General features: G+C 60.5%; 12 protein-coding genes. 7 read left to right on the plus strand and 5 right to left on the minus strand.

Translation table 11 applies throughout. The features are described from left to right. Nucleotides 1-6: 6 nt before the first annotated feature. The 3 genes from JAO75_RS17320 to JAO75_RS17330 form a co-directional block, all read right to left on the minus strand. Nucleotides 7-762, minus strand: a complete 756-nt coding sequence (locus tag JAO75_RS17320; protein ID WP_199050393.1) for a HugZ family pyridoxamine 5'-phosphate oxidase — start codon at nucleotides 760-762, stop codon at nucleotides 7-9. Nucleotides 763-1,315: 553 nt separating this feature from the next. Beyond that, nucleotides 1,316-2,872, minus strand: a complete 1,557-nt coding sequence (locus JAO75_RS17325) for a hydantoinase/oxoprolinase N-terminal domain-containing protein (protein ID WP_199050394.1) — start codon at nucleotides 2,870-2,872, stop codon at nucleotides 1,316-1,318. Then, nucleotides 2,869-3,948, minus strand: a complete 1,080-nt coding sequence (locus JAO75_RS17330) for an S-methyl thiohydantoin desulfurase family protein (protein WP_199050395.1) — start codon at nucleotides 3,946-3,948, stop codon at nucleotides 2,869-2,871. The genes JAO75_RS17325 and JAO75_RS17330 overlap by 4 nt, the downstream gene beginning before the upstream one ends. A 165-nt stretch (nucleotides 3,949-4,113) precedes the next feature. On the opposite strand from JAO75_RS17330, the gene JAO75_RS17335 reads away from it, so the two are divergent. The 7 genes from JAO75_RS17335 (at nucleotide 4,114) to JAO75_RS17365 (ending at nucleotide 11,223) form a co-directional block, all read left to right on the plus strand. Beyond that, nucleotides 4,114-5,073, plus strand: a complete 960-nt coding sequence (locus JAO75_RS17335) for an AroM family protein (protein ID WP_199050396.1) — start codon at nucleotides 4,114-4,116, stop codon at nucleotides 5,071-5,073. Nucleotides 5,074-5,180: 107 nt separating this feature from the next. Next, the gene (locus JAO75_RS17340) at nucleotides 5,181-5,846 is read left to right on the plus strand and encodes an AroM family protein (RefSeq protein WP_199050397.1); all 666 of its coding nucleotides are present in this window, start codon (nucleotides 5,181-5,183) and stop codon (nucleotides 5,844-5,846) included. Nucleotides 5,847-5,884: 38 nt separating this feature from the next. Further along, a complete protein-coding gene (locus tag JAO75_RS17345; protein WP_199050398.1) occupies nucleotides 5,885-7,474 on the plus strand; it encodes an ABC transporter substrate-binding protein in 1,590 nt (529 codons plus the stop codon). A 48-nt stretch (nucleotides 7,475-7,522) separates the two neighbouring features. Then, a complete protein-coding gene (locus JAO75_RS17350; RefSeq protein ID WP_199050399.1) occupies nucleotides 7,523-8,533 on the plus strand; it encodes an ABC transporter permease in 1,011 nt (336 codons plus the stop codon). Beyond that, nucleotides 8,530-9,450 carry an ABC transporter permease gene (locus tag JAO75_RS17355; protein ID WP_199050400.1) on the plus strand — a complete coding sequence of 307 codons (921 nt, stop codon included), beginning with the start codon at nucleotides 8,530-8,532 and terminating at the stop codon, nucleotides 9,448-9,450. Before JAO75_RS17350 ends, JAO75_RS17355 begins: the two co-directional genes overlap by 4 nt. Further along, nucleotides 9,447-10,430 (plus strand): ABC transporter ATP-binding protein, encoded by a 984-nt coding sequence (locus JAO75_RS17360; protein ID WP_199050401.1) that lies wholly within the window; start codon nucleotides 9,447-9,449, stop codon nucleotides 10,428-10,430. Before JAO75_RS17355 ends, JAO75_RS17360 begins: the two co-directional genes overlap by 4 nt. Next, nucleotides 10,399-11,223 carry an ATP-binding cassette domain-containing protein gene (locus JAO75_RS17365; protein ID WP_199050402.1) on the plus strand — a complete coding sequence of 275 codons (825 nt, stop codon included), beginning with the start codon at nucleotides 10,399-10,401 and terminating at the stop codon, nucleotides 11,221-11,223. Before JAO75_RS17360 ends, JAO75_RS17365 begins: the two co-directional genes overlap by 32 nt. Nucleotides 11,224-11,368: 145 nt before the next feature. On the opposite strand, the gene JAO75_RS17370 is transcribed toward JAO75_RS17365, so the two are convergent. Next, on the minus strand, nucleotides 11,369-12,793 hold the full coding sequence (locus JAO75_RS17370) for a M20 family metallopeptidase (protein ID WP_199050403.1): 1,425 nt from the start codon (nucleotides 12,791-12,793) through the stop codon (nucleotides 11,369-11,371). Nucleotides 12,794-12,857: 64 nt separating this feature from the next. After that, on the minus strand, nucleotides 12,858-13,535 hold the full coding sequence (locus JAO75_RS17375) for an AroM family protein (protein ID WP_199050404.1): 678 nt from the start codon (nucleotides 13,533-13,535) through the stop codon (nucleotides 12,858-12,860). Nucleotides 13,536-13,539 lie beyond the last annotated feature (4 nt).

Here is a 13,539-nt window from a genome sequence, read left to right on the forward strand (position 1 = left end):
CTTTCCTTAAGAAGCCCGGCTTCGCGCCTCGTTCGCCAGCCGGATGAGCATCGGCCGCACCTCGTGCGGGCCGGCGAGCGCCCTGGGGAAGGTCAGCCGCAGGATCTCGTCCCCGAGCGCCATCTGCACGCCCTCCGGGTCGATGCCGATCAGGCGCCAGGCGCCCTCGCGGGCGCTGCAGAGCCGGGTCGCATAGAGCGCCACAGCCTCAGCATGATCCTCGTTCATGTGCGCGACCGCATCGGCTTCGAAATCGTAGAAGTCGAAGAACCCGGAGAGATCCGCCAGCAGGTCTTCTTGGCCCATGCGATAGGCGCGGCCGAAGCCGCCATTGAGGCTGCCCGACATGACTTCCAGGCGCCAGAAGGCAAAGTCGGGAAAGTCCACGTAGAGTTCGGCCTTCGGATGCTGCCGGAGGTAGCGCCGGCGGATGTGCCGCGCCGCGTCGGTCTCCCGCTCAAGCCTGTGCGCCTGCGCCAGCAGGGTCAGGCGCGGATGGGCCAGCGGGTCGCCCTTGCCGAGGGAGGACAGGAGCAGCGAGCAGCGCGGATCGGCCTCGAGCAGCCGGGTATGAACCGACAGCTGTGAGGTGAGAATGACCGGCGAGCCGTCGAGATCCGTGCCCACCTGCACGAGGCTCGCAAACGGCACGCCTGTTTCAGCGTCGTTGGTGGCGAGAGCCCCGGAGCGCACAGTGCGCAACAGCGCCTTCGCCAGCCCGCGGGCCTCGCCGTCGACAGGAAGGAACGGATCTTTCGCCATCTGTCTTTATGCTCCCCAGGCCGGATCGCTGCCTCCGCCCGAGATCCACACCGGGCGGGCGCGCGAACCAAATGCGGCGCCTCCAGGGACTAGATGGCTCGAAACCGATCCCTCTCAAGGCCCTCTTGGGCGATAGCCAGAGCGTGAGCACGCGGCGAGAGCACAATGCATTCGCATTGGCTCGGATCGAATGAGTTGGGGATTTTACATCAACCCCTTAGAAAAGGGTTGGTGCCCAGGAGAGGATTGTACCTTTGCACCTGGTACCTCAGCAAAATCAAAGACTTAGCATGCCCTTGAATTACTCGTGTGTACCACCGCTGTGTACTCATGTCCAGCCATCGTGAGGCATGGTGCGACCTCTCCCATATATCCCATTTCCGCCGAGCTGCCCTACAAAGAAGGCCTCGGAGAATTCCGAGGCCTTGTCATCTTCACAGTAAATAGGCTTGGAAGACCTATGCGCTGGCTGGAGCAGCGTCATGCCCCGGCGTCTCAACGGCTATAGTCTCGTTGTCTCAGACGGATCTAGTACGTCGTCTGATCGCAGAAACTAAGCGACGAGCCGCACCCGTGGCGTGCTGATGGTTCCGACAACACGGGCTCGAACGCGGCGTGCGTCTCCCGGAAGATACGCAATTGGGATGTCTTCCGCGTCAACCAAGCTGATCGACTTCGGATCAGCGCCGGCCTCCACTGCTCGGCTAGTTGCGATCTCTTGAGCTGCGGCGATAGCAGCATCCCGCGTCAGTCCGGAGAAGACTTGATCAACCTCGCCAGAGACTTGAGCCATGGCAGCCCCAAGGGCATTTGCAACGCCTGCATGCGGCACGCGAATGACCTCACTGACACCTTCAAGCTGATCCGGAACAAGGAAGGCGCCCCCGCCGACCACGATAACCGGAGTGTCGCCAGCCGATGTCTTCATCCGATCGACGCCATCCTCGATCATGGCATGGATGCCGGCGAGGTGCTTGGCGACGAGCGCACGGTCCAGGTGGCGGACTCTGTCCTTATCGCCGATCTCGACCAAACCGGCCGCAACCGCGATATCGGTCGTCGTGAGCGTGCTGCCCCCGAAGACGAGCGCCTCTTCGGTAATACGGTAGCCGACACTCCGGGGGCCGATCTTGCCGGTATCCGGATCAATGATGGTGCCACCTCCGAGGCCCATCGGCAGCAAATCGGGCATGCGGAACAGCGTACGCACACCGCCAACTTCGACGATGTTATTGGCCTCACGCGGGAATCCGTTGACCAGATAGCCGATGTCACTGGTCGTTCCACCGACATCGATCACCATTCCCTCGTCCCGGCCGGAAAGGAAGGCCGCGCCGCGCATGGAATTGGTTGGGCCCGAGGCGAAGCTGTAGACCGGGTTTGCGGCCGCGACCTCAGCCAGAACCACCGTCCCATCATTCTGGGTCAGATAGAACGGAGCTCGGATGCCGACGCTCGCGAGCGCACTACGAAAGGCGTCGACGGTTTTCGTCCCGAGGCTCTGGAGTGAAGCGTTGAGCAGCGTAACGTTCTCGCGTTCCAGCAGGCCTATGCGACCGAGCCGATGCGAGAGTGTAATGCGAGCCTCCGGCAGAACCGAAGTGACGATCTCCGCCGCCTCAATCTCGCACTCCGCGGTAAGTGGCGAGAAGAGAGCTGTGATACCGACCGCTGTAATTCCGGCATCCCGGATCCGCATGGCAGCGTCCCGAATGGCATCCTTGTCCAGTGGCACGAGTGGGCGCCCATCATACTCATGTCCGCCTTCGACCATGAACTTGAGCGGGTTCACGGCCTCACGTAGGTCGGCTGGCCAATCGACCATAGGAGGCAGCGAGGCCGATGCCGGCATGGCGATCCGGATCGCGGCCACTCGGTCAAGGCGGGCACGCTCGACTACCGCATTGGTGAAATGCGTCGTACCGATCATGACGGCGTCGAGGTCATGGACCGCATCAGCATGGCTCTGAACCAATTGCTCAATGCTTTTCACCACGCCGGACAACACGTCCGCCGTAGTGGGTGATTTCACAGCTCCGAGAACTGTCGTGGAGTCGATCAGGACGGCATCCGTATTGGTGCCGCCGACATCAATGCCGATGCGTTTCATGCTGCGAATACCGATTTGAACTCAAGGTCATAGCCGAAGGCCCGGGGACCGACATGGTCGAGGCCCTTGGGTGTGAGCAGGATCTCTGGAGCCGGGAGGGCAATAACCGTCACTCGCTGGCCGTAGCGCAGCGTCTCTGTGCCGATCGCCTCCCCAGAGACCGTGTCGAGCACGCAGATGAGATCAGGCGTCATCACCACCGGCTCACCGTCCCGGAACCCGACCGCCCACTCATTCTGGAACGCAAGCTCCATTTTGCTACCGCGATCGGTATCAAGCCCTTCAAGCTTGGCTGCGCCACGCAAGAAGCCGCCGGTCGTGCGACGGTCAACATCGGCCACCTTGCCCTTGAACACGATTTTTCCGCCCTCGTGCGCGAGCACGGCGGCAATCGGATCCTCGTGGGCTGCACGGGCCTTCAGGACGGCCTGCCCAAGGCGGGTTGCCTTGGTGACAGTGTGGAGAACCCCCCACTCCTTGACCTCCTTGCCGGTACGGGGAGCCTTGCAGGTGGCTGAGGTCGAGCCGACCTCGGTGCAGACCTTGCGCGAGATCCGCTCCATCCACTTCCACGACGCGGCGCGGGTGACCACCACCTCGTTATCCCGGCAATCGACCAGGCTCAAAGGATACATCTGCAGATCGCCGATGGCGAAACTGGTCATCTGGGCCTCGGGATAGGCCCGGCCCATCGCATCCGCATCCACCACAGGACGATCAAGGACTGCCCCGGCAAGGAATGGCGAGATCGCGTTGCCGCCGCCAATTTCCACGCTCATGATCGCGCGGAACTGCTTGCCGATGTAATCTTCCATCACCAGCACAGAGCGGGCGAGATGGGCGGGATCGACTAGGCGTTCTTGGCCGACGAGCGGCGCACCCATCTTGGAGACGACGGCGACGTAATCGTCATCCTCGAGTGCGAGCGGATCAATCAGGCGGCAAGTCTTTCCGTCAGCATAAAGTTGCTTCAGGTTGAGCTGGGCAAGATAAGGACTCCCACCACCTCCGGTGCCTAAAATCCAGGCGCCGATAGCGAGCGGATCAATCTCTTCCGCTGCGAATTCGCGGATCATTCTGTCACCTCCGGTTAGGCTGGTGACGATACCGGGCTGGTGAAGGCCCCGAAATAAGGGTGTGCACCTAATCCGTTTGGCCTTAGATTGGCATCCTCCGCCCCGAAGTGGCTTGTTTCGGCGCGCCGCTATGGGATAAATTCTGTAAGATCAGGAATAGGTTAGGTGCTCGACCACGGCGCAATGATAGTGAGTTCAGCCGAGAAGTCGCATTTGTTGCGTGTAGCCTTCTTGAGTGTCGGGCAAACGCCGCGCATGGATGTTGTCCCCGAAATCCTAGCGCAGCTCGACCTGCCCATCGCTGCCACGGAATTCGGAGCCTTGAATGGCCTCTCTGACCGTGAGATCGTCGAGCTGGCGCCGTCTCCGTCGGAGCATTCCCTAGCCACCCGCCTTTCGGATGGGAGCAACGTGGTTGTTTCCAAGCCCCGCGTTGCAGAACGCCTGGCGGGTATTCTCGCCCAATTTGGGCCGAGCGATTTTGATCTTGTGGTGATTCTGTCCACCGGATTGTTTCGAGATTTCGAAAGCCGGTGTCCAACGGTCAATGCACAGCGCGCCATCGAGGCCGGTATTCTTGCCCTCGCGGCCCATGGGGACGCGATCGGGATCGTACAGCCTCTGGCCCAGCAGGTGCAGGAGGTTAGCATTCCTGCCTTGGCATCCTACCGTGTCCTTGTAAGCCACGCGTCACCAGGCGATCGGGATGCTCTGGCGCGGGCACTGGTTGATCTGGCAGAAAGCGAAATCATCGTGCTGAATTCTGTCGGTTTCAGCGAGGCTGATCGGACCATGGTGGCGCGGGCGAGTGGGAAGCCGGTAGTTCTCGCCCGCCGATTGGTGGCCGGTGCCATGCGCCTGCTTCTCGACGGCCGTAAGGACGTAGCACGAACCTACGATACAGCGCCGATCTTGGCCGAAAGATTGCAGCGGCTGACCCCTCGCGAGCGGCAAGTGCTCTCGCTCGCGGCCGAAGGGCTGTCCAACAAGGCGATCGGTCGCCAACTCGGCATTAGCCCCAAGACTGTTGAAATCCACCGCTCTAAGGTCATGAGCAAGATGGAGGTTGCCTCCACGAGCGCCCTCATTAGGCTCATCGTTTCGGCAGAACACCCAGGATTGTGAGGCAGATTGCCTAGTTCTTTAGCATGCTACAAATAGGGGCAATCCCCTATAGCTGACTACCGAATTCAGAAGCTAGCCTCTGTTGTCTCGAAATACAGAGCTGGATCATGACGAAGAAGCTGCGACTAGCATTCGTAACCATCGGCCAGAGTCCTCGAAGTGACATCGTCCCCGAGATGCTGGCGGACATCGGAGGAGACGTCGAGGCTCACGAGTTCGGTGCACTCGACGACGTTCCCGAAAACGAGATCCGGGCCCTCGTGCCTGCACCTGGCGAAACCTCCTTCGCAACCCGCCTTCGGAACGGGCATGAGGTCACCATTTCCAAAGAACGGGTTGAGATCCGCCTTGAGGAACTCCTAGAGCGCATAGACCAGCAAGGCTTCGACGCAATTGTGTTGCTCTGCACAGGCACGCATGTAAAGCCCCTACGCCAGACATTCATGATCGAGTCGCAGCGTGTCGTTGACTCCATGGTGGAGGCTTTGGCCGCTTCGTCCCAGCGTTTGGGCGTGATCCTGCCGCTTGCACGTCAGGTTGAGGAGTTTCCCGAGCGACACGTGTTCTCTCGCACTCCCAAGCTGGTCGCCGCCTCTCCCTACGCGGGCGACGACATCGCCGAGAGAGCTGCGGCTCTGGCCGATTGCGACCTCGTGGTCATGCACTGCATGGGATACTCGGAGGCGATGCGCGCCGCTGCGCGGCAATCGATTTCGGCTCCTGTGCTTCTCTCACGCCGCATTGTGTCCGGAGCAGTCCGGCAGATCATCTGAAGCTAGTCCATAACCAAAAGGGAACAGGAGTGAAGAGGATGCGCAACTGGATTTACGGAGTCGCAGCAGCAAGCCTGATGGTAGGCATGCTTCAGGCTGGTCCGGCCGAGGCCTTTGAACGGGTCGAGGGCCGAAAGGTCGTGGTATTCGGCGGGCGCCAGGCGATCCCCGTCCTTGATCCCCATGTGCGCTACGACTGGTCGACGCGCATGATGCAGCAGGCGGTCTATGACGCCCTAGTGAAATACGAGGGCAATCCGGCGGAGATTAAGCCGTGGTTGGCCGAGCGGTGGGAGACAAGCGAGGACGGTAAGACCTGGACTTTCCATCTCACCGGCAACGCCAAGTTCCACAACGGCGACCCGGTTGATGCAGAGGCCATCCGTTACTCATTCGAGCGCGGGCTCAAGCTCAACAAGGGCGTGGCCTGGATGCTCAAGGATTTTCTGACCCCTGAGAACATCGAGGTGGTGGATGCGCGTACGATCCGCTTCAAGCTGAACTCGCCCTACTCTGCGTTCCTGTCGTTCCTGCCATGGTGGTATGTCGTCAATCCCAAGGAAGTGAAGGCGAACGAGGTCGACGGTGATTACGGCCAGAAGTGGCTGACTGACCATGCCGCAGGCTCCGGCCCGTTCAAGCTCAAGCGGTGGGAACCAAACGTTCTCTATGAGGTCGAGGCGGTCGCTGACTACTGGAAGGGATGGCCGCAGGGCGAAGCCAACCGGCCGGGTGGCGTGATCTACCGCATCATCCGCGAGCCGGCCGCCCAGAAGGCGTCGCTCCAGCGTGGCGAGGCGGACATCGTCGAAGGACTCACGCCAGACGACTACGTGCAGATGGCCCGCCAGCGCGGCGTCACGATCCAGGACTATCCTGGCATGACGACCTTCAGCATCAAATTTAACACCCAGCAGGGTCCCACTGCTGACAAGAACCTGCGCAAGGCCATTGCCCATGCGCTCGACTACGATGGCCTTGTTCAGATTTACAACGGAGCGGCCAAGCTCCAAACGAGCCCGTTCCCGGATGCAATCCGCGGCCACATCAGCGTTCCGTCTGTTCCCCGCAAGGACCTCGCTAAGGCCAAGGAGTTTCTTGCCAAGTCACAGCACCCCCAAGGTGGTGTGACACTGGAATACTATCATGTCGCGGGCCTTGAGGAGGCTCGCCGCATTGGCCTGCTTCTGCTCGACAACCTGGCCCCCCTCAATATTAAGGTGGACCTGCGGCCGGAACAGTGGCCAAACATGGTGGCTAAGGGAGCAAAGGTGGAAACATCACCGGCGATGACCTCGGTCTTTGTGACGCCGATCTCCACTGACCCAGATGCAGTGGCATATCAGTACCACCCGAATTCGCACGGCCAGTATTTCGCTATGTCGTTCTACAATAACCCGGACGTTACAGCGAAGATCGACACTGCCCGGCGCACGAGCGACTGGAATGAGCGCGCGAAGCTCTATGCGGAGATCCAGACCCAGATCGTCGAGGATCAGCCCGAGGTCTTCGGGATGCTGCAGAACCGGCGCTGGGCTCACCGGGACTATCTGAAGGGCTTCGTCTTCAGCCCAGTTCGCTTTACCGGCGAGGTCGATCTCTACCCGCTTTGGATTGACGCAAAGTAATGAGGGCTTGGCCGGTCATGGCAATCCCTATGGAATGCGAGTAACGCGATGGTTCTGTTTACCTTGCGCAAGGTCGCGGTTCTGATTGGGACCATGCTGGGCCTGGCTGCACTGACCTTCATCATCACCAATGTCGCGCCGGGAGACCCGGCGCGCCTCGTCGCCGGCCCTGACGCCACCAACGATATGGTGGAGACCATCCGGCGCGAATACGGCCTCGATCGTCCACTGGTCGAGCAATTCGTCATCTATATGGGCGACTTGCTGACTGGCGACTTGGGCCGCTCGATCGTGTCCACCCGCTCTGTTATGGAAGAGCTCGCGCGCTATGTGCCCGCAACACTGGAGCTTGTACTCGTCGCGATGACGCTCGGCATTCTTATCGGTGTACCGTTTGGAATGCTGTCTGCGGTCTATAAGGATCGCTTTATCGACCAGGTGACACGCATTCTCTCGATTTCAGGTGTCGCGCTGCCCGCCTTTTGGTTCGGCATCCTGCTGCAACTGTTCTTCGCGGTGCGTCTTGAACTCCTGCCCGTTTCTGGGCGACTGCCGCTGACTGCGCTCGCTCCGGAGCCGATTACTCACTTGCTGCTCGTCGACACTCTTCTCAGAGGCGACTTCGAGACGTTCCGGGAGGCGCTCTCGCATATCATTCTGCCTGCCATTGTTCTCTCCTTCCCGTGCCTGGCTTCGATTCTGCGGGTCAACCGGGCCGAGATGATCGAGGTGCTACAGTCCGATTACATCGTCGCTGCTCGGGCGCACGGCATCGACTCTCGCCGGATCGTCATGCTTTACGCCCTGAAAAACGCACTTCTCCCGACCATCGCCATGATCGGACTGCGCTTCGGCTGGATGCTTGGGTCGACCGTGCTTGTAGAGACTGTGTTCGATTGGCCTGGGATCGGGCTCTATGCTGTCTCGTCCGCCTTGGCATCAGACTTCAAGCCGGTGGTGGGTGTAACCCTCGTGATTGGCTTCTTGTTCATGATCACCAATATGCTTGTCGATCTGGCCTATGCCTGGATCGATCCTCGCCTGAGGAGCGCACGATGACGTCAGCCGATCTCCCGGTCACGGCGCCGGAAATTCCGTCCTTCCGTGAGCGTCACGCAAGCACGATCCGGCAATGGCGTCTCTATGCCCATCTCTTTGCCGGCAGCTTCTCGTCGATGCTCGGCCTTGCGCTCGTGGTGCTGTTTTTGATCCTCGCCATCTTCGGACCGGTGCTTGCACCCTACCCGGAGGACACCACAGGCGCCGTCAATCTCAGTCAGCGCCTGCTCTCGCCAAGTCTTGCCCATCCATTCGGCACAGACGAGATGGGTGCAGATATCCTCTCCCGCATCATCGTGGGTGCCCGTACCTCTCTCTGGATTGGGCTCATCATCACCGGAGTCGGTGCTGGTATCGGCGTGCCGCTTGGCATCATCGCGGGCTATCATGGTGGCGTTACCCGCGCGGTGATTATGAGGGTGACGGACCTGTTCCTCTCCGTTCCTGGCCTTGCGCTCGCGCTCACGATTGTGGCGGCGCTCGGCCCAGGCATCACCAATTGCGTGATTGCTCTCTCTCTCGTTTGGTGGCCGGGTTACGTGCGTCTCGTGGAATCCAAAACACTTTCCGTCAAAGAGGAGCTCTACGTTGAGTCTGCACGGGCCCTCGGCGCGAGCACCCCATGGATTTTGCGGCGACACATTCTGCCGAACTGCCTGACGCCAATCATCGTCAAGGCCAGCATGGACATGGGCATGGCGATCCTCTCGGCTGCCAGTCTTGGCTTCATCGGCCTTGGTGCCAAACCGCCCCTTCCCGAGTGGGGCTCGATGATCTCCGTGGCCCGCACCTACATGCCTGATTGGTGGTGGTATTCCCTCTTTCCGGGCCTTGCCATCTTCCTGACGGTTCTAGGCTTCAACCTTCTCGGCGACGGGCTGCGTGATATTCTCGACCCAAGGAGCCGCAGCCGATGACTGCTTTGCTCAGCATCGAGAACTATCACCTCGATATTCCCACCTTTGACGGCACCTTGAAGGTGCTGGATGGCATCAACCTGTCCCTTGCCCAGGGCGAGACGCTCGGCATCGTCGGCGAGAGCGGCTGCGGTAAGACTGTTCTGGCTCGTTCTATTCTCGGTATCGGTCCACAGCGAGCCCGGCGAACCAATGGTCGGATGACTTTCGACTCTATGCCCCTCGACGAGCTCGATGAGGCGGAGTGGCGCCGGATCCGTGGCGTGAAGATCTCAATGATCTTCCAGGATCCGATGACCTACCTCAACCCACTTCTCACGGTCGGGCGCCAGTTATCCGATGTCCTGGTGGCGCACGCTCGTGCCTTGGGCAGGCCTGCCCTCTCGCGCCAAGAGCGCCGCCGCCGTTGCAACGAGCTTCTGGAGCAGGTGCAAATCCGCGATCCGGAACGGGTGGAGGCCAGCTACCCGCATCAGCTCTCGGGCGGCATGCGCCAGCGCATCCTCATCGCCATGGCACTCGCTGGTGAGCCCAAGCTTCTGATTGCTGACGAGCCCACGACGGCCCTGGACGTGACGATCCAGGCCCAGATTCTCGATCTCCTGCGCGATCTCGTCGACCGCCTCGGCCTCACGGTTGTGATGATCAGCCACGATGTGGGCGCGATCGCTGCCATCGCTCAGCGAGTCGCCGTGATGTATGCGGGTGTCGTGGTCGAGCAGGGAGCAACGAATGACATTCTGACGCGCCCGCGCCATCCCTACACCCAAGGGCTATTGGCTGCTCTTCCTGACATTGAGGGCGATCACCAGAGTCTCGAAGCAATTCCGGGTACGATCCCAAACCTGATCCACCCCCCTTCGGGCTGTCGCTTTCATCCGCGCTGTCCCCGCGCGACGACGATCTGTACGAGCGAGAAGCCCGCAATGACAAGCATCGGAGCCGACCATGTCGTCGCCTGTCACCACGCCCTCGACTAAGCCCAATACCATCGGCGACCCGATTCTCTCGGCCACCGGACTCACGAAGGTTTTCGTCTCGGGCGGCAAAGAGTTCCGCGCTGTCGATGACGTTTCGCTCAGCGTCAACGCCGGTGATGTCCTCGGCATCGTAGGCGAGTCAGGGTCAGGCAAGTCGACTGTCGCACGCCTCGTCATGAGACTAATCGAGCCAACAGCCGGGCGCATCATGTTTGAGGGCGGGGACTTGACGGCCAAGTCCGGCGAGGAGCTTCGTCGTATGCGCCGTCACATGCAGATCGTGTTCCAAAACCCGCATTCAGCCCTTGATCCGCGTCATACTATCCACAGTGCCCTTGCTGAGCCTTTTTTGATCCAGTCGAAGCTGCGGGGCATCGAACTCGAACGGGGGATCGACGCTCTTCTCGATATCGTGAGCTTGCCGAAAGCCTTCAAATACCGCTATCCGCACGAACTTTCCGGCGGTCAGAAGCAGCGTATCTGCATCGCCCGTGCCGTAGCACTTGAGCCCCGTCTGCTTGTGCTCGACGAGCCAACCTCAGCGCTCGACGTCTCCGTGCAGGCTCAGATCATCACCTTCTTGCAGGAGCTTAGGCAGAGACTGAATCTCACCTACCTGTTCATTTCCCACAATCTTGCCGTCGTTCGCCATATCTGTGACCACGTAATTGTTATGAACCAAGGCAAAGTGCTCGAACACGGGACAACCGAAGCGGTATTCGCTCATCCGCAGAATGATTACACGCGTCAGCTCATCGACAGCGTGCCACGCCTGCCGCGACTTGCGGGTTAGTCGAGCTCGGTCAGCCCAGCGGCTCATCGTATGCTCGGATCGACTTCCGGCGATAGCCAGGTTATTGGAGTGGCATCGACGGAAACTTGGGTGTTTGACGGATACTGCATTCCGGCCACGGCTGCCGTCGCATAATAGCAAGCTACTAGACTTTGCCCGTGCTCATCCACAGCGGCGGCTCGATGCCGGCTGGAATCGGACACGTGTAGGGCTGCTCCTGCAACCGCATGGCATGTTCTTGCTTTGCCTCTTCTAATAGGGTCTCGTCCGTAATCAGGGCCGCCGCGGTCGCCGCCATAGTTTTAGCGGCGTGCACCATGCCCTTATGAGCGGCCGGCGCCTTACCTTGCGCCACAAGTTGCCAAGAATGGAACGGCGTTCCAACCGCAGAGACGGCGCAGTGAGCCTGAACTGTAGGAGTCACCCAGCTCACGTCACCCACATCAGTTGAGCCGGGTGATAGCTCGTGAGGTGAGTCAAGCGGTACAATACGATCGCTGAGAGAGGTGTTCGTGCGAGGCAGACCAACGACGCGATAGGCCGAGAGGATATCTTCCTCCGACAGGGTCGCTTGGATCTCATCTGCGAAGTTCAAATCCGCCGTATCGAAGTCGGGCACCCCAAGCGTCTGCATGACCTTGAACATCGCCCGCTCAAGGGGTCGATTGGGCAGGAGATTAGAGACCGCACTGATGATGGTCATCTCCATTCGAGTTTCGGTCATCAAGGCCGCGCCCTCGGCAATCTTGCGCACGCGCTCAAGCAACTCCCGCATCCCACGAAGATCGCGTGCCCGCACCGAATAGCGCACTCGTGCATGGGCCTGCACGACGTTGGGGGCAATGCCTCCGGTATCGAGGACGGCATAATGGACCCGCGCGTCGCTCGGCATATGCTCGCGCATGTAGTTCACACCAACGTTCATCAACTCGACAGCATCAAGCGCGCTGCGCCCGAGATGTGGCGCCGCGGCCGCGTGAGAGGCTCGGCCAATGAAGGTGAAATCCACCCGCGTATTCGCCAAGGCCACCGGGGGCATGACCTCGGTAAAGGCGTAAGGATGCCACGAGATCGCCGCGTCGACATCCGCGAAGACGCCGGCGCGAACCATGAATGTCTTGGCTGCCCCGCCTTCTTCAGCCGGGCAGCCATAGTAGCGCACGCGACCGGGAATGCCGTTTTCGGTGAGCCAATCCCTCAGAGCCACCGCGGCGAGCATCGCGGCCGAGCCGAGGAGGTTGTGACCGCACCCATGCCCATTGCCGCCGGGCACGATCGGTTGCTGCTCCGCCACACCTGCCTCTTGGCTCAACCCGGGAAGCGCATCGTACTCGCCCAATATCGCGATTATAGGCCCGCCCTCGCCAGCCTCGCCCGTAAGAGCCGTCGGGATTCCGGCGACATTGCGACTGACGCGGAACCCATGCCGTTCGAGTTGCGTGGCATGCTCCGCTGAGGATCTGACTTCGGTGTAGCACACCTCCGGCATGCTCCAGATCCGGTCACTGAGTGCGATGAAGTCTTGCCGCTTCTCATCGACTAACCGCCAAACGTCCGAGCTGTGTTTCATGCAAGCTGCCTTCCGCGGCGTCCGCCGGCGCTCATTGGTTCAAGGGAAGATCGCATCAGTCCCCTCACAGGAGCTCCGATACGAGCTTGGCGACCAGAGCATTTGATAAGATCACGGGAAGCTGGCTTGCTTCCACTGCCATGTCCTTGTGAGCATGTGTAAAGCCCATGCAGTCCATCAGCAGGACCTCCGCTCCCTGCGCGCGCAGGGCCTGGGCTGCCCTGGGTACGGCGGTGCGGTCATCGCTATAGGGGGAGCCCGCTGCATAGATCGGTGAGCGCTCCAGATGAGCCCACTTTCCGCTCTCGCTTTCTATCTGCTCGGGCAACGGCACAATAATTCCAAGCTGACGATCACCAACCAGGGCTGCCACTGATCGTGGGAGCAGCCGCTCCGGCTCAAGAAGCCAAGCGCTTTTAGTCTTCAGCTTGTGGAACGTGCCGGTGCACAGCATCAGGATAGCGGTACAACCCTGCGCCTCCAGAGAAGCAACCTTCTCCTCTGCCCCTGCCTCAGTCGCATCATGATCGATTACAACGGACGTGCCGTCGAGGAGGCGAGTGATCAGGAGCTGTGACTTGTCCCCTGGCCCAAAGCGAGCCGCAATCTCATCCCTAGTCAGCCCGTCAAGCACGCCAGCGTGAATACGCGGAACGTCGGGGCGAAGGACCGCATCGAGAATCGGCGTCATGTCTGCCCGCGGCGCTTGGCCGATAGTGAGGGTACCCAGCTTTGCAGTCATAACT

It is taken from the genome of Microvirga splendida, assembly GCF_016427565.1.
Classification (GTDB): domain Bacteria; phylum Pseudomonadota; class Alphaproteobacteria; order Rhizobiales; family Beijerinckiaceae; genus Microvirga; species Microvirga splendida.

Coding starts and splice junctions, on each gene's coding strand:
- JAO75_RS17320 (WP_199050393.1), bottom strand. CDS start 762: ATGGCGAAAGATCCGTTCCTTCCTGTCGACGGCGAGGCCCGCGGGCTG.
- JAO75_RS17325 (WP_199050394.1), bottom strand. CDS start 2,872: ATGAAACGCATCGGCATTGATGTCGGCGGCACCAATACGGATGCCGTC.
- JAO75_RS17330 (WP_199050395.1), bottom strand. CDS start 3,948: ATGATCCGCGAATTCGCAGCGGAAGAGATTGATCCGCTCGCTATCGGC.
- JAO75_RS17340 (WP_199050397.1), top strand. CDS start 5,181: ATGACGAAGAAGCTGCGACTAGCATTCGTAACCATCGGCCAGAGTCCT.
- JAO75_RS17345 (WP_199050398.1), top strand. CDS start 5,885: ATGCGCAACTGGATTTACGGAGTCGCAGCAGCAAGCCTGATGGTAGGC.
- JAO75_RS17350 (WP_199050399.1), top strand. CDS start 7,523: ATGGTTCTGTTTACCTTGCGCAAGGTCGCGGTTCTGATTGGGACCATG.
- JAO75_RS17355 (WP_199050400.1), top strand. CDS start 8,530: ATGACGTCAGCCGATCTCCCGGTCACGGCGCCGGAAATTCCGTCCTTC.
- JAO75_RS17360 (WP_199050401.1), top strand. CDS start 9,447: ATGACTGCTTTGCTCAGCATCGAGAACTATCACCTCGATATTCCCACC.
- JAO75_RS17365 (WP_199050402.1), top strand. CDS start 10,399: ATGTCGTCGCCTGTCACCACGCCCTCGACTAAGCCCAATACCATCGGC.
- JAO75_RS17370 (WP_199050403.1), bottom strand. CDS start 12,793: ATGAAACACAGCTCGGACGTTTGGCGGTTAGTCGATGAGAAGCGGCAA.
- JAO75_RS17375 (WP_199050404.1), bottom strand. CDS start 13,535: ATGACTGCAAAGCTGGGTACCCTCACTATCGGCCAAGCGCCGCGGGCA.